This is a genomic window from Halomonas colorata, from assembly GCF_014897985.1.
In the GTDB taxonomy this organism is placed as follows: domain Bacteria; phylum Pseudomonadota; class Gammaproteobacteria; order Pseudomonadales; family Halomonadaceae; genus Vreelandella; species Vreelandella colorata.
In genome coordinates, this window is the sequence record NZ_JABUZA010000038.1 from 1 (window position 1) to 16,380 (window position 16,380).

Consider the following 16,380-nt stretch of genomic DNA (forward strand, 5'->3'; position numbering starts at 1 on the left):
GAATCTCGCGCACCGAGGCGTGATACAGATGCCCGAGCCAAAACGCCTGCATGGAGTTGAGTTCTTGGATCATGAGGGTCTCCTGGATGAAGAAACCTCAGTGTGGTCAGCAAAACTCCGCTTGAGAAGATGTGGTTAGTGGCGCGTTTACGGAGATACCTGGCTCGGTATCGCTCAACCCTGGCAAGTTGCACGAAATCGAGCGTAATAAACAGGCTGCTTAGAGGCAGCCATTTGGACAACTGGGTTGAAAATCAACCGTAGCTCAGCAAGCTCTTTTCATGGGTAGAAGAGGCCAAAGTGCAACACATATGATGTCTTTTCAACTAAGAGACGGTGTACAGTTATCACCTGGCACTCAACCTAATGAGTTAATTCATCATGGCTCACTAAGAATTGGTCGGCAAATTGAAAGCGTGACATATGCTGGACCTAATCCAAATTAAAAGGATGAATAATTATGATGTTTGAAAGCTATTTTGAACTTTTGTTTTTGCATCGAGCTTTGCTTGAGGCTAAGTTTTCAGAATTGCCAAACGATCCAGATGTGGCAGCTAGCCCTCAGATAGCAAAAATATCAAATCAAACTGTCGATGAAATTATTGCTATCTTAGAAAAACAAGGAAACAAAAAAGAAGCAGATAGCTGGAGAGAATGGAGGGAAACTTTAAAATCACGCCCTAGAGAGCTGAAAATTATAAAATCAAACATAGACCTAATGAAGGCGAACAACTCTTGGGCCTCACTTTCCAATAATGAGAAAAAAGATACTATTAAAGACCTTGCTGCACCATTTTTCTTAAATAAAGATGAAATTGAAAAAATCATTGGTACATGTGAAAACATAATATTATAGAATAATATATCACTATATTGAAAAGAAAAGTAGTCAATGCAAAACTGAACACTGGAAAACGCATGCCAAAATTATCGTTAAAAGCTGCGTTTATTTTCATGGATCAATTATAAGGAAGGTGTTTTAAATGATTTAGGTTTTTTTAAACTCAATCTATAAAAGCACTAAGGATGTTATGCCTATATGATGTTCGTAAGAGCAGACATCTGACGCCCTGAATGTATCTTAGATTAGCTGTACTCCAGTCAATATCCTACTATGACTTTAGTTTTCGATACTAACCGGGTGTTCGGCGGTATAGACGTCCCTGTAAGCTCCAGAACCTATCACTTAGCAGTAGGGTAATCCCCCCGGAAAATAATCGCGCAGTTAGAAACGCCAAGCCAGCCCAATCAACTCAGCGCATTAGTGAATTTTTAGGCTCAATTAAAATCTCTTTACCTACCCTACTGCTCACTTTTCTCGGGCGGCGTCCAGATAGGTACATCAGCGCGCTCGGGTTCTTGCCAGTCTTGCTGCATCGCGCTGTTGAGTGATTCCTCCAGTTTCATAAACAGCTCACCGTAACGTGGGCTAAAGCTGATGCCGCCTTCAATCTCTTGCCAGGCGTTAAACAGCTCGTCCTCGTGAGCCTGCTCATTTTGCACAAACGACCAGGTCATTTGTTTCGCCCGCATGGGATGCACGCCCATGGCCGTCAACGCGTGGCCACCCAGTTCCAGCGCGGAGTGGTAGGTTTCACTGACCACATCATCGGCGCCAGCTTTACGCAGCTGATACCCGTGCCCGCGGTCAAAGGCCCGCGCCAGCACCCACACGTTAGGGTAATAGTGCTTAACATGCTGGATCATGTGCACCGCGCGATCACGGTCGTCAATGGCCACCACCAACATTCGGGCGCTTTCGATGCCCGCTCGTTCCAGAAGGTCCGAGCGGCTGGCATCACCAAAGTAGCTTTTGATATTGATCCGCCGTGAGTTTTCAATCTGCTCAAGCTCAAGATCCAGCACGACCATGGGAATATTATTAGCTCGCAGCAAACGGCAGATGATCTGCCCAAAACGCCCTACCCCAGCAACGATTACCGGCGCCTGTTCTTCGATATCATCAGCGTCGCGCGCCTCCCCTTTCGCACTCAGGTAACGGGGTAGAACAAGTCGGTCATAAGCGATAAAGAGAAGCGGTGTTAAAAACATTGAAAGCGCCACCACCAGCGACAGAATCTGCGCGGTATCCGGCGCAATAACACTGTTCTGTACGCTGTAGGTCAGCAACACAAACCCAAATTCACCGGCCTGGGCAAGGCTGAGCGCAAACAGCCAGAAGTTACTTCCACGGATCTTGAACAGCCAGGCTAGCGCCAGCAAAACGATGGCTTTAACCGCAATGACCGCTAACCCCAATGCAACGACCGTGACCCACTCGGCCGCCAATACTTCAAAATTGATCCCGGCGCCCACGGTGATAAAGAAAAGCCCCAATAAAAGCCCTTTAAATGGCTCTATATTGGCCTCAAGTTCATGCTTGAATTCACTGTTGGCAAGCACGACGCCCGCTAAAAATGCGCCTAACGCGGGTGATAAATTCACCAGGCTCATCAGTGCGGCAATACCAATTACCACCATCAGCGCGGTGGCGGTGAATACTTCGCGAAGCCCTGCCCCTACCACGTAGCGAAACAGCGGCGGGCCCAGGTAATAACCGCCCGCGATAACCGCGACAATGGCCCCGATGACGACCAGGGCATGGGCCCATCCAGGAAGATGCGTTACCAGATTAAAACTGCCGTGGTCATCTCCACCGCCACCGGTTCCCATCAACTCCGGCAGCGCCAGTAGCGGAATCAACGCGAGCATAGGGATTACGGCAATATCCTGAAATAGCAGCACCGAAAAAGCGCTACGCCCGCCCTCGGTTTTAGCCAGGCCTTTTTCATTTAACGATTGCAGTACGATAGCGGTGGAGGAAAGCGCAAAAATTAACCCAACCGTTAAGGCGGTTTGCCATACCAGGCCCAGCCACCAGGCAATGGCCGTACCCGCAATGGCGGTTATCACGACTTGCAACCCGCCAAGCCCCACCAAACGGACCCGCATTGCCCAGAGGCTTTTGGGGTCTAGCTCCATACCGACCAGAAAAAGCATCATCACCACGCCAAATTCGGCAAAGTGCTGAATAGTGGTGGTCTCTTGCCCTACCAGTCCAAAGACCGGCCCAATGGCAACCCCGGCCACGAGATATCCCAGCACCGACCCCAAGCCAAACCGTTTGGCAAGCGGCACTGCGATTACTGCCGCCAGAAGGTAGATAAATGCCTGGATAAAATAAGCCGTCATGCCGTACCCCTTAATCAAGATGACGGTATAGTAATCTATTACCGTCTGCGAACAAGCACCTTCCTCAAGACCCATTAGCGCTGAGCATTTAACGCCTATCCGTCTGCTTTCTCATCAATCCTATCGCTAACCCCAATGCCAGCCCTATTTCTTCCAGCCCTATTTCTTCCAGGCCTATTTCTTCCAGGCCTATTTCCAAGTCTGGGAATTACTTGACTTCTTCGCCAATCAATATATCGTACTAGTACGCTAGTACAGCCTTTCTATTATCGGTGCGCTCATGTCTTCAAAGAATTCGTCTTCACATGATTCCTACCACACCGAATTGATTACCTATCTATTGGCGATTGATAGCCCTGACGCCATGCATGAAGCGCTAAGCAATCTGCTAACGCCAGCGGAATATCTGGAAATCAGCAAACGGCTGCAAATTTTCAATCTGCTTCGTGAGGGAGTTCCCCACCGCAAGATTGCGGAAATGTTAGGGGTTGGCATTGCGACCGTTTCGCGTGGTTCACGCGCGCTAGGCACTTCTCACTCATTAATGGACCGCTGAACCATGACCATCCAAGCTACGCCTCAACAACACAGCCCGCGCCCGTTTACGCTGCCGCGTAAACCTCACTACGTCACGCTCGCGGCAGACTGTGATTTCTTTGCCTTATTCAAGAAGATAGAAAAGCAGTTTGCTACCTGCTACATGCTGGAGTCACTGGGCGAAGATAGCCATATGGCGCGCCATTCGATTATTGGCTTTGACCCTGAGTACACTATTTACGCGAATGGCCAAACGCTGAGTATTGAAGAGCGCGACGGCCATACCGAGCACTATTCAAGCGACAACCCTTATGCCCTGCTGCGTAGCCTGATACCGCAAAATATTATTTCGCGAAAATATGCCGGCGGGCTAAGCGGCTATTTAGGCTACGACGCGATGCAATACTTCGAGCCTACGCTTTCGTTAAAGGCCAATGATGACTTCGATACGTTTCGGTTTGGGCTTTATAAAGACGGGCTTATCCTCGACAAGATGACCGGCGAGGTAACCTACTTCTATTACGACCATAGCCGCTTTGATTTTCTGCAAACACTTATCGACGCCGAGGATATCGAGAGCGACGAACTGAAAATTACCGCGCTGGGCGACACCATGAGCCAGGCAGAACACGCCGCGGCGGTCGCCAAGGTCAAGCAGGATATTATCGACGGCAAGGTGTTTCAGTGTGAAGTCGGCTTTAAAAAGCGCTTTCGGGTAGAGGGCGATACGGTCGCCCTTTACGATCAGCTGCGAACAATCAACCCTTCGCCCCAGATGTACTATATGAAGTTTGGTGAACAGAAGCTGATTGGGGCAAGCCCTGAGCTGCTGTTTCGTCTACGCCAGGGTGAAATGGAAACTTTTCCCTTGGCAGGTACGACGACGCGGGGGCAAACGGCACAGGAAGATACCCAACTGGCGCGGGCGCTGCTTAACGATCCCAAGGAGATTGCCGAGCACAATATGATCGTTGATCTGCACCGTAATGATATTGGCCGGGTTGCCCAGTTTGGTACCGTTAAAGTGCGCAGCCTAATGGATATCAAGCGCTTTAGCCACGTTCAGCATATTTCCAGCGAAATTGTCGGCATTATTGCAGAGGGCGAAGACATGTTTAGCGCCCTGGCCAGCAACTTCCCGGCCGGCACGTTGACCGGCGCGCCCAAGATTGAAGCCATGAAAATCATCGATGACCTGGAAACCGATGGCCGCGGACCGTATGGCGGCGCGGTGGGCCAGTTTTCGTTTAACGGCGACTGCACTTTTGCCATTCCTATTCGTACCGTGTTTGTAAATGGCGAAAACGCTTATGTGCAGACCTGTGGTGGCAACGTGTTTGATAGTAACGCAGACGACGAGTATGAAGAGATTCGACGTAAATTCGCGGGTACACGTAAAGCCCTAGCGCCCTTTATGGATTCGGAGAGCCCGGCATGAAAGTGTTGATCATCGATAACTACGATTCGTTTACCTACAACCTTTATCAGTTCATTGGTGAGATTCTCACTACGGAAAAAAACCGCGGCTCGCTTGACGATTTTGACATTATCGTTGAGCGCAATGACCAGATTGAGTTTGCCGATATTGTCGCGATGGCGCCTGACCGTATTATTATTTCACCCGGGCCCGGCTCGCCCGATGACCCGCGCTACTTTGGCGTATGTGCCGATGTAATCAAGGAGTTGGGTAAAACCACGCCCCTGCTGGGGGTTTGTTTAGGCATGCAAGGCATCGTGCATGTGTTTGGCGGCAAGGTGGTAAAAGCGCCATTACCCATGCATGGCAAGATCAGCCCGGTCACCCATGATCAGCAGTCGGTATTTAAAGGCGTACCCGACCAGCTAGAGGTAATGCGCTACCACTCGCTGATTGCCGATGCAGACTCGCTACCTGAATGTCTGGAAGTGACCGCTACGGTGGGTAGCTTGCAGGCTGCTGACTTTGAACAGCGCAGTCGCTGGAACACTGTCGGCGAGTTCGAGCTAATGGGGGTCAAGCACCGCGATTATCCGATTCACGGCATTCAGTTTCATCCGGAATCCTTTGCGACCGAAGGTGGCAAAGAGCTGATTGCCAATTTTTTGCTGGCATAGCGATTGATTGACATTGCTTAACTGCATAAAAAAACTGGGGTTGCGGTCTGCAACGCCCAGTTTTTTTAGTGTTGAAGGATGAAGGCTTAAGCGTAATGCCTCCGTTAACGCCCTTTGCCTTCATCACCCAAGGTAAATGAGGGCGGGTCACTGGCGGGGAACGTATCTTCGACCGTATCGTCCACGTCGCCTTCGGTCCAATCGCCATTGACGCTATCAGCCGAGTAAACCGTGTAATCTTCGGCAAGCGTCAATTGACCATAATTTTCGCTCAGGTCATTTCGCTCTACCCAGATCCGATTACCGTCTGATTTGAGTATTTCAAGTTTCGTTTCAGCACTGGCATCCGACACGGTGCCTAGTACACTCCCATCCTGGGTATATATTATGGCATCTTGCAGCTCAGGCTTTGCCATCACAAGGTCCTCCATTGATATCCGAGTATCAATACCTTAGTTGGCGTTCTCATACTTGGGCAAGGTACGGGCGTCAACTTTGCTTTATAGCAATATTGAGATTTCTAAGCCTCATTTGCTTATTGAGGATAACTGTAACCAAAGCCCGTGCAAGCGCCTAAAAAGCCTAACGTTTTGTTTTGGGACGCGGTGCTTTTCCACGTGCAGCGGGTTTTCCAGCACTGGGGCGAGCTTTACTCGTGGGCTTGGCACTGCGCTTGCCTGCCGCTGCCGGTTTCCCCCCCGAGGCGGCTTTTGCCTTGGGATGTGTCTTGCCAGCCGCACCGGGCTTACCCTTAACGCTTGAGCGCGTTTTACCCGAAGCTGATTTTCCAGAGGCAGCTTTACCATTAGCCGGTTTACCAGAGGCCGCTTTACCAGCGCTGTGGGATTTTACCCCCGGCTTGCCCTGACGCGCATTTTGGCCGTTTTGCGTGCGGGGCTTGGCTTTCGGTTTAGCCTGTTTGGGCGCTGCCGGGGTAGCTTCAGAGCCCTCGGTAAGCGTGATAATCGTATCGATCTCTTTGGGCGTTAAATCGCGCCAGTCCCCTAGTGCTAACCCTTTAAGCGATACGTTCATGATCCGAGTGCGAATTAGCTGAGTAACCTCGTAGCCAAAATATTCACACATACGGCGAATCTGGCGGTTCAGGCCTTGCACCAGCGTAATCGTAAACGCAAACGTGGAGACTTTCTCTACGCTGCACTTTTTGGTCACCTGCCCCAGAATCGGCACGCCTTTTTGCATGCCTTCAACAAATTCATCCGTGATCGGCTTATTGACCGTCACTTGATACTCTTTTTCGTGATTGTTGTTGGCGCGCAGGATCTTGTTAACCAGATCACCGTTATTGGTCAGAAAAATCAGACCCTGGGAGTCTTTATCCAGCCGACCGATGGGAAAAATACGCGCGCCATGCTTTACAAACTCAACGATATTGTCTTTTTCACTCGACTCCGTGGTGCTCACAATGCCCACGGGCTTATTGAGCGCAATCAGAATCAGATCTTCCTCTTCCTGAGGCTCGATCTCCTGACCATTCACTTTTACCCGGTCGCCCGCCACCACCTGATCACCCGTGGTGGCCCGTCGGCCGTTAATCCAGACGTTACCCTGCTCCACAAACCGGTCCGCCTCTCGGCGCGAGCAAAGGCCGCTTTCACTGATGTACTTATTGATTCGGGTCGATTTTCGTAATGACATAACACGCCGTAAGGCTAAAAGGAGTTAAAAGCACCGCTAAAAAGAGGAGCCTGGCTGTTTTAAAAAGGCGATCTCTTCATCGGTTGATGCCCTCCCCAAAACCGCATTGCGGTGTGGGTAGCGGCCAAAGCGATCAATAATCACCTTATGGCGAATTTCAAAATCCAGGTTGTTTTCAAGCCCTGGCTGGTCAAACAGGCTAAGCGCCAGCGCGTGAATTGCCTTGGACTCGCTGTGCATATACGGCATATATAAAAAGCTGCGCTCTGCGGGGCTTAGCTCATCATCCGCACCTGCCGCCACGGCTTCCTGTGCCAGGGCTAAGGCCAACGCATCATACCCAAAGGCGCGGGCGTTATCGCGGTACATATTGCGAGAAAATTGGTCAAGCACAATAATTTCGGCCAAGCGGCCGTGGGAGGTCTCGCGCCATGAGTAGCATTCACATTGGGCAACTCGGGCATACAGCTCTGCAAACCGGGTAACAATTATCCGATCCATCTCGAGATCTTTTTTAAACCATTGCGCTGGCGTTAGTTCGTTAAACCAGAACTGTAGCACCGCTTGGGCATCTGGATTCATTGACGACTCCTGAAGTGTTAATTTATGCCGCCAGCGGCGCTGGCGGCATAAGCACAACTAGCCTGGGCACCTAGCCGGTATTGCGTAAGCCCGCGGCAATACCCGCCATCGTCACCATTAACGCGCGGGAAAGATCTGCGCTAATGGCGCCATCGGCATCGCGGTTACGCTGTAAAAGCTCGGCCTGTAACCCGTGCAGCGGGTCAATATAGGGGTTACGCACATCAATCGCCTGACGAATCAGCGGCGTATTCTCAAGCAGCTTTTCCTGCTGCAGAATATTCAACAGCACCTCTTCCAGGCGGGCAAAGCGTTCGCGTAGCTCTTTGCCCAGCAATTTAAGCGACGGCTCGTCGACCAGGCGGTGTTCATAGTACGCGGCAATGGCGGTGTCGGCCTTGGCGAGCAGCATCTCCAGCATGTCCAGATAGGTGCCAAAAAACGGCCAGTTCGTACGCATCTCCTGAAGCACTTCCAGTCCGCCCGGCTCCTCCAGGCGGCGGGCGAAGGCCTCGCCACTTCCCAACCACGCGGGCAGCATCAAGCGGATCTGTGTCCAGGCAAATATCCAGGGAATCGCGCGTAGCGTTTCAACACCTCCATCCTGGCGTCGCTTGGCGGGACGCGAGCCGAGCGGCAAACGCCCCAGCGCGCCTTCCGGCGTCACCGCGCGGAAATACGGCACAAAATCCGGGTTTTCACGCACGACGCCCACGTACCCTGCATGCGCAATGTGGGCGAGTTTGTCCATCTCTTCGCGCCAATGGGGCTCTGGCGCGGGAGGCGGCAGCAAGGTGGCCTCAAGCACAGCACAGGCATAAATTTCCATTGAGCGAAGGGCAATGTCCGGCTGGCCGAACTTGAAACGAATCATCTCGCCCTGCTCAGTGACCCGCAGGCTGCCATTTACCGAACCCGGGGGTTGCGACAAGATAGCGGCGTGTGCCGGACCGCCCCCACGGCCCACGGTACCACCACGCCCGTGGAACAGGGTCAAATCAACGCCATGCCGCTCACAAACATTCACCAGCGCTTCCTGGGCGCGGTACTGAGCCCAGGCAGCGGCTAACTGCCCGGCATCTTTGGCGGAGTCGGAGTAGCCGATCATGACTTCCTGACGATCCCCGATCAGCGCTCGATAACCGGGTAGCGTCAGTAGCTGCTCAATCACATCGCCCGCATGGTCCAGATCGTTGAGCGTCTCAAATAGCGGTGCAATGGGCAGCGTGACCTCACCACCAGCTTCTTTCATTAACAGCGCCACGGTGAGTACGTCCGACGGCTCGGCGGCCATGGAGATAATGTAAGTGCCGAGCGCTTCAGTATGTTCCTGAGCGATCACCTTAAAGGTATCCAGCACCTCACGGGACTCAGCGGAGCACTCCCAGCGGCGCGGAATAAGCGGGCGCCGCGAGGCAAGCTCTTCGAGCAGAAAGGCCTGGCGCTGGGCTTCGTCCCACTCTTCATAGTGGCCCAGCCCCAAGGTGCTGGTGAGCTCTTCAATGACCTGAGCGTGGTGGCTGGCTTCCTGACGCAGGTCCAGCTTGGTAAGCGTAACGCCAAACACGGCGACACGGCGCAGAGTATCCAGCAGTGAACCGTTGGCGACGGTATCCAGCCCCACATCGCAAAGCGAGCGATAGCAGGCAAGCAATGGCGCGTATATCTGATCGCGGGTTTCAACAATCGGACCGCCATCATAATTACGACCATCCAGTTTGGCCTTGGCCCAGTCGCGGGTGGCTTCCATTTTAAGCAGCAGGCGTTTAAGCAGTTCGCGATACGGCTCGGCCACATCGCCGACTTCGGCTTTCAAAGCGCTGTTGGCCTTCCACATGGAGAGCTCGGTTTTGAGCTGCTCTAAATCGCGCAGGTAAAGGTCTGCCGCCATCCAGCGCCCTAACAGAAGGACTTCGCGAGTAACGCGTGCGGTCACATTGGGGTTACCGTCGCGGTCCCCACCCATCCACGATGCATAGCGAATAGGCGCGGCATCCAGGGGCAGGCGCTCGCCGGCATTTTCCAGAAGCAGGTTATCCAAGTCGCGATGAAAATCCGGTACGGCCTGCCACAGCGAATTCTCGATGACCGCAAAGCCCCATTTGGCCTCATCAACCGGGGTAGGTCGTTCATGACGAATTTCATCGGTATGCCATGCCTGACTAATAAGCTCTTCGAGGCGCCCCTGGGCGCGAGCGCCGCGCTCGGGGTAGTCTTCAGAACCCTCAATCGCGGTCAGACACTCATCGATAGCATCGTATTTTTGAATCAACGTGCGGCGGATAACCTCGGTGGGATGCGCGGTAAGCACCAGCTCGACACGCATGTTGGCGAGAGTTTCCACCAGTTTGCGCGGTGAGTTACCTGCCTGTTGGGCACGCGCCAGCAACTCGTCCAACGCTGGCTGTGAGCCAGGTTTGTAATCCTCTACGCGCCGAAAACGCGCCCGATAGTGCTGCTCGGCAATGTTGGCAAAGTTTAAAAACTGGTTAAAAGCGCGCGTTACCGGCAGCAGGTCACGCTCGGGTAATTTGCGTAAATATTCGATAAGTTCGCGCTGCTGAAGGGAGTCCCCTTGGCGGCCACGCTTGGCATGTGCCCGGATTGTTTCTATTTTATCGACAAAAGCTTGGCCCAGATCATCGGCGATTGTACGCCCCAGGCTATCGCCCAGAATACGGACGTTATCGCGCAGCGATTCGTGTAGGTCATGACTCATTGGCAAGGCCTCCTAGCGGGGTCGCGTCGTTATCAGGTTAACGTTAAAAATTTATTCTTGATCTTTAGCCGCCTGCCAGTGGGCTTCCATCTCATCCAGGGAAGCCTCGGTTAGCGGACGTTGGCTCGCATGTAACGTGCGCTCCACATAGCGAAAACGGCGCTCGAACTTGGCATTGGTACCACGTAAACACTGCTCAGGGTCAGCGCCGAGCGTTCGGGCTAAATTTGTCACCGCAAACAGCAGATCCCCCACTTCCGCTTGGGCGTGGCGGGTATCACCTTCCGCCAGGGCTTGTTCCACTTCCTCAAGCTCCTCACGGATTTTATCGACAACGCCGCGCGCATCGGGCCAGTCAAACCCCACCCGCGCCGCACGTTTGGAGAGCTTGGCGGCGCGGCTTAATGCTGGCAGCGTATGGGGCACATCATCCAATACAGAAGGTGCATCAGCGGCGGTGCGCTCGGCGCGCTCTTCTGCCTTAAGCGATTCCCAGCGGCGGTTAACCTGTTGGGTTTGTAGTTCTTCAGCGCTCACACCCGGTGGGCGGCGCGAGGCAAGCGTGCCCTCTGGAAACACGTGCGGATGACGGCGCAGCATTTTAGCCGTCAGCGTATGCACGATATCGTGAAAATCAAACCGCTGCTCTTCCGCGCCAAACTGGGCGTAATACACCACTTGAAAGAGTAGATCGCCAAGCTCGCCCGGCAGCTCATCGAACGCGCGCCGCTCAATGGCATCGGCAACCTCGTAGGTCTCTTCCAGGGTATGCGGCACAATACTGTCCCAGCCCTGCTGAATATCCCACGGGCAGCCCTGTTCAGGGTCACGCAGCACCTGCATCAACGTCAGCAGGTCATCCAGGTTATAGCGCATCAGCGCCCTCCATGCTGATCGTCTTTATTAGGGTCTGCGTTTCGAAGACGACGTACTTCAGTCACATTGGGCAGCTGCTGGATACGCGAAAAGAGCCGACCCAGTGACTCAAGACCATCTACCTCGAGCGTAATCCGCAGCCGCGCGATGCCTTCGTTGGTGTCGGTCAGGGTATTGACCGCCAGCACATTGACCTTTTTATTGCCCAGCAGGCCCGTTACATCCCGCAGTAGACCGGAGCGGTCCCAGGCCTGAATTTCGATGGTGACCGGGTAGCGGGTATGTGCGCGTTCGCCCCACTCCACTTCAATAATCCGCTGCGGTTCTTCCATGCGGAGCTGCAAAATATTGCTGCAATCCTGACGGTGAACCGTCACTCCTCGCCCCTGGGTAATAAACCCGACAATCGACTCGCCCGGAACCGGTCGGCAGCAGTTGGCCATGCTGGTTTTTAAATTGCCTACGCCGAGTACCGTGATGTCGCTTTTGGGCGTTTTACTGGGTAGCCGACGGGGCTTGGCAAGCAGGCGCTCCAGCTGTTCCTGATCGTCGGTTTCGCCAAACAGCTGCTGCGCTTGATGCAGCACTTGTCCGATCCGTAAATCTCCCGCACCAATCGCTGCGTACATATCATCAGCGTTTTGATAATTGACCGCATCAGCAAGCTTGGGTAGATCCAGCCCATCGACGTCCAGACGGCGCATTTCTCGCTCAAAGATTGCGCGGCCCTCGTCCAGGTTTTGATCGCGCGCCTGATGCTTGAACCATGCCTGAATTTTGGCGCGCGCCCGGGAAGTGCGCACATAGCCCAGACTGGGGTTTAACCAGTCCCGGCTCGGACCGCCTTTGGTGGCGGTAAGAATTTCCACCTGCTGGCCCGACTTGAGCTTGTAAGTCAGCGGTACAATGCGGCCATTGACCTTGGCGCCCCGGCAGCGGTGGCCGATTTCGGTATGAACGCGGTAGGCAAAATCGATGGGCGTGGCAATCCGCGGCAAGTCGATAACGTGCCCGTCGGGGGTAAATACGTAGTTGCGATCCGGCGCGACATCGCTTGAAAGCCCTTCGCGTAGATCACCAAAGCCGCCCACTTCATCCTGCCATTCCAGAACCTGACGCAGCCAGGCGATTTTTTCTTCATAGCTGCGGCTTTTGGCGTTGGTATCGTGGCCCTTGTAACGCCAGTGGGCACATACTCCAAGCTCGGCGTCATCGTGCATGGCAAAGGTTCGGATCTGGATTTCGAGCACTTTATTTTCAGGCCCGACCACCGCGGTGTGCAGCGACTGATAGCCATTTTTCTTGGGGTTGGCAATGTAGTCGTCAAACTCGTCGGGTACGTGGTGCCAGCGCGAGTGGACAATGCCCAACACGGTGTAGCAGTCGGTCACTTCGGGAACCAGGATACGCACTGCACGGACGTCGTGAACTTCAGAGAAGTCGATCCCCTTGCGCTTCATTTTGCGCCAGATCGAATAGATATGCTTGGCCCGGCCGCTCACGTCATGATGGGTAATGTGCTGCGCTTCCATCAGACCTTTGAGGGTTTCCACCACGTCATGTATGTAGCGCTCGCGATCAAGACGCTTCTCGGCGAGCAGCTTGGCGATTGCTTTATACTCATCTTCATGCAGATAGCGAAACGAAAGGTCTTCAAGCTCCCACTTGATCTGTCCGATGCCCAATCGGTGAGCGAGCGGCGCGTAAATATCAGCCACTTCCCGCGCCACCTGCAGGCATTTTTCAAGCGGGGCGTCCTTGACCTGACGTAGCGCACAGGTGCGCTCGGCAATCTTGATCAGCGCAACGCGAACGTCCCCCACCATGTTGACCAGCATTTTGCGCAGATTTTCCTGCTGATTATGCTGGCTCATACCGTGATTGGGGGCGAGCGGATAGCTGATGGCCGCCATTTGCAGCACACCATCGATCAAGGTGGCGACTTCACTGCCAAACCGCTTGGTAACGGCGTCCAGGCTGAGCAGTTCTTCGCGCACGGCGCGATAGAGTACGGCGGCTTCCAAGGTTGCCTGGTCGAGTTTCAGGTCGGCCAGGATATCGGCCATTTCAAGCCCCATACGGAAGCTTGAACCGGGAGATAGCCATACGCGATGGTTATTAGGCGCCTCACGATCCAGCTTTTCAGCCAGCTCACTGGCCTCTATAAGGCGTTCGGGTTCACGTAAGCGCACATCTTCTTGTAGGCGCGTTAACCATTGTTGTATGTCCACCTTGCCGCTAGCCATCAGCGGTTGGTCTTCACGCACTTTCACCATGACTATGATTCATCCCTTCAGGGTGTTAGCCAACACTGGCCAACACCGTGGCTTGATGCGATGGGCAGGCTAGCCCTCGTACTCGAACAGCATCAGCGTTTCCATATGCGCAGTGTGCAGGAACATATCCGCCACTGCCACTTGCTTGATTCGGTATCCTGCATGCAACAGATGCGCCGCATCACGGGCAAGCGTTGCCGGGTCGCAAGAAACATAGGCCACACGGGGGACCGGGTAACGGCCAAGCGCCTGACAAATACTTTCGGCACCGTTACGGGGCGGGTCCAGCACCAGTGCATCAAGGTTGCCCTGGGCCTTTAATAGCCCATTAATCGCCGCGTCATCGCTTAGATCAGCCTGTTGGGCACTAACGTCTAGCTGATTACGAGCTGCGTTCGTCTTGATCCGTGCCACCATGCTGGGGCTACCCTCGACCGCATGAACCTGGGCGCCGCCCATTGCCAGCGGCAGGCTGAAATTGCCCATTCCGGCAAATAGATCCACGATGCGCTGGCCGGGCGAAGGCGCTAACCACGCTACCACTTCAGCTACCATCAATTGGTTGACTTCAGCGTTTACCTGCAAAAAATCGCCGGGTAAAAATGTCAGCGGTAGCGGCGGCTGGCCCTGTATACGCAAGGTTTCTTCAAGCACGGGTTCTGCGCTGTACCAATGCAGTTCAGCTGACTCGCGCCCCACCCAGGCGCCAAGCGCGATGCCCTGCTGCTCGGCAAACTGCTGCCAACGCTCGGTATCACCCGCATGCTGTTTAAGCTGACGCACCAACAGCACGCATTCAGAGGCGGTTGCCAATAGCTCAATATGACCTACCTGACGGGGTGCCTCAAGCGTGGTCAAGAACGTCCGTAAAGGAGGCAATAGCGCTTGTAGCGGTTCGACCAGCACGTAACACTGGTTGATATCGATAAGCCGGTGGCTATGGGCAGCCCGAAAGCCAAGCAGGACGTTATTTTGTCCATCGACCTTAACGCCCAGCCGTGCCCGGCGCCGATAGTGTTCCGTGCTGCCGTGTAGTAAACGGGGAGTATCTAATGTAATCCCTTGGCGGGCAAAGAGCTCACGCAACACGTCCTGCTTATGTACGCGCTGAGTCTCGATATCCATATGCTGCAGCTGGCAGCCGCCGCACTGGCCAAAATAGCCACACGGCGGTTCAACACGCTGCGCTGAACGGCTCAGCAATGCTTTTACATGCGCTTCATCAAAGCGCTTACGGTTAACGTGCACGGCCACTTCGACCCGCTCGCCAGGCAGCGTGCGGTCAACAAACACCGCCTTGCCGGCGGCGTTGTGGGCAACGCCCCGGCCATCATGGGCCAAGCGTTCAATGACTAATGAGTCGCTCTCAGAAGAGACCGGCGTTTTTGGCGCGGACGTTCGCGTAAGCCCTGATTTTCCTGACGCAGCACGCGATGGACGCCGCTTACCCAGCATGGCCATTTATAGCTCCGGGGCGTACAAGCCCGTTGAGAGGTAGCGGTCACCCCGATCACAGACAATAAAGACAATGACCGCATTTTCGGTTTGCTCGGCAATTCGCAAAGCCCCTGCCAGGCTGCCGCCGGAGGATACCCCAGCAAAAATGCCCTCTTCACGCGCTAGGCGCCGCATATGTTCTTCGGCCTCTTGCTGGCCAATATCCAGAGTGGTATCCACCCGTGGCGCTTCAAAGATGCTCGGAAGATAGGCTTCGGGCCAGCGACGAATACCCGGGATGCTCGCGCCATCGGCAGGCTGCAGGCCGACAATCTGAATAGCTGAATTTTGCTCTTTCAGATACCGCGAGACGCCCATAATGGTGCCTGTAGTGCCCATGGAGCTGACGAAATGGGTGATCTCACCCTGGGTCTGCTGCCATAACTCCGGCCCCGTGGTACGGTAGTGCGCCAGCGGGTTATCCGGGTTGGCAAACTGATTCAGCGGCTTGCCCTCGCCTTTGGCAATCATGCTGTCAGCAATATCCCTAGCTTCTTCCATGCCGCCGGCTTTGCTGGCAGAAATTAGCGTGGCGCCATAGGCGGCCATCGCCTGTTTGCGCTCTTCCGAAGAGTTTTCAGGCATGATCAGGACCATTTTGTAGCCCTTGATGGCCGCCGCCATGGCAAGCGCAATGCCCGTATTGCCCGAAGTAGCCTCGATGAGCGTGTCGCCGGGAGTGATATCACCCCGCGCTTCTGCTTCATTGAGCATGGATAACGCGGGCCGGTCTTTAACAGAACCAGCTGGATTATGGCCTTCAAGCTTGGCGAGCAGCGTATTGTTGCGTCCTGCGGTAATTCTTTTTAGGCGCACCAGCGGCGTATTGCCTACTACATCCTCTAGCGTGGGATAATTCATCTTACGTTCCTTATCATAACCGTTATGCTGCATTATATCGGTGCTGCCTTACGCTTGACAGGCAACCTTATTGAATTGCGGGCTTCT

Annotated in this window: 13 protein-coding genes; 4 read left to right on the top strand and 9 right to left on the bottom strand. The window is 54.0% G+C overall.

The annotated features are described in order from the left end of the window. Positions 1-460 precede the first annotated feature (460 nt). Positions 461-856: a hypothetical protein gene (locus tag INT33_RS16220; RefSeq protein WP_193092431.1), complete on the top strand. Its 396-nt coding sequence runs from the start codon at positions 461-463 to the stop codon at positions 854-856. A gap of 446 nt (positions 857-1,302) precedes the next feature. On the opposite strand, the gene INT33_RS16225 is transcribed toward INT33_RS16220, so the two are convergent. Beyond that, a complete protein-coding gene (locus INT33_RS16225; RefSeq protein ID WP_192538897.1) occupies positions 1,303-3,192 on the bottom strand; it encodes a monovalent cation:proton antiporter-2 (CPA2) family protein in 1,890 nt (629 codons plus the stop codon). Positions 3,193-3,472: 280 nt separating this feature from the next. Between INT33_RS16225 and INT33_RS16230 the strand changes: the two genes are divergently transcribed. From INT33_RS16230 to INT33_RS16240, 3 genes are read left to right on the top strand one after another with little or no spacing between them, the layout of a single operon-like run. Further along, positions 3,473-3,748, top strand: coding sequence for a Trp family transcriptional regulator (locus INT33_RS16230; protein WP_192538896.1), 276 nt, complete (start codon positions 3,473-3,475; stop codon positions 3,746-3,748). A gap of 3 nt (positions 3,749-3,751) precedes the next feature. Beyond that, entirely contained in the window at positions 3,752-5,167 is a 1,416-nt protein-coding gene (locus INT33_RS16235; protein WP_192538895.1) for an anthranilate synthase component I family protein, read from the top strand. Further along, positions 5,164-5,823 (top strand): anthranilate synthase component II, encoded by a 660-nt coding sequence (locus tag INT33_RS16240; RefSeq protein WP_192538894.1) that lies wholly within the window; start codon positions 5,164-5,166, stop codon positions 5,821-5,823. The genes INT33_RS16235 and INT33_RS16240 overlap by 4 nt, the downstream gene beginning before the upstream one ends. Before the next feature lie 104 nt (positions 5,824-5,927). Here the strand turns inward: INT33_RS16240 and INT33_RS16245 are convergent, their stop codons facing one another. The 8 genes from INT33_RS16245 to cysM form a co-directional block, all read right to left on the bottom strand. Further along, positions 5,928-6,239 (bottom strand): hypothetical protein, encoded by a 312-nt coding sequence (locus INT33_RS16245; RefSeq protein ID WP_192538893.1) that lies wholly within the window; start codon positions 6,237-6,239, stop codon positions 5,928-5,930. A gap of 166 nt (positions 6,240-6,405) precedes the next feature. After that, the gene (gene rluF, locus INT33_RS16250) at positions 6,406-7,482 is read right to left on the bottom strand and encodes a 23S rRNA pseudouridine(2604) synthase RluF (protein ID WP_192538892.1); all 1,077 of its coding nucleotides are present in this window, start codon (positions 7,480-7,482) and stop codon (positions 6,406-6,408) included. Between the two features lie 36 nt (positions 7,483-7,518). Continuing rightward, complete coding sequence (locus INT33_RS16255; RefSeq protein ID WP_192538891.1) at positions 7,519-8,064, bottom strand: DUF924 family protein; 546 nt, start codon at positions 8,062-8,064, stop codon at positions 7,519-7,521. Positions 8,065-8,134: 70 nt separating this feature from the next. Continuing rightward, entirely contained in the window at positions 8,135-10,783 is a 2,649-nt protein-coding gene (gene ppc / locus INT33_RS16260) for a phosphoenolpyruvate carboxylase (RefSeq protein ID WP_192538890.1), read from the bottom strand. Positions 10,784-10,834: 51 nt separating this feature from the next. Next, entirely contained in the window at positions 10,835-11,659 is an 825-nt protein-coding gene (mazG, locus tag INT33_RS16265) for a nucleoside triphosphate pyrophosphohydrolase (RefSeq protein WP_192538889.1), read from the bottom strand. Then, positions 11,659-13,935 (bottom strand): GTP diphosphokinase, encoded by a 2,277-nt coding sequence (gene relA, locus INT33_RS16270; RefSeq protein WP_193092432.1) that lies wholly within the window; start codon positions 13,933-13,935, stop codon positions 11,659-11,661. The genes mazG and relA overlap by 1 nt, the downstream gene beginning before the upstream one ends. Before the next feature lie 69 nt (positions 13,936-14,004). Further along, positions 14,005-15,396, bottom strand: coding sequence for a 23S rRNA (uracil(1939)-C(5))-methyltransferase RlmD (rlmD, locus tag INT33_RS16275; RefSeq protein WP_192538887.1), 1,392 nt, complete (start codon positions 15,394-15,396; stop codon positions 14,005-14,007). Next, positions 15,397-16,293 carry a cysteine synthase CysM gene (gene cysM, locus INT33_RS16280; RefSeq protein ID WP_192538886.1) on the bottom strand — a complete coding sequence of 299 codons (897 nt, stop codon included), beginning with the start codon at positions 16,291-16,293 and terminating at the stop codon, positions 15,397-15,399. Positions 16,294-16,380: the final 87 nt, after the last annotated feature.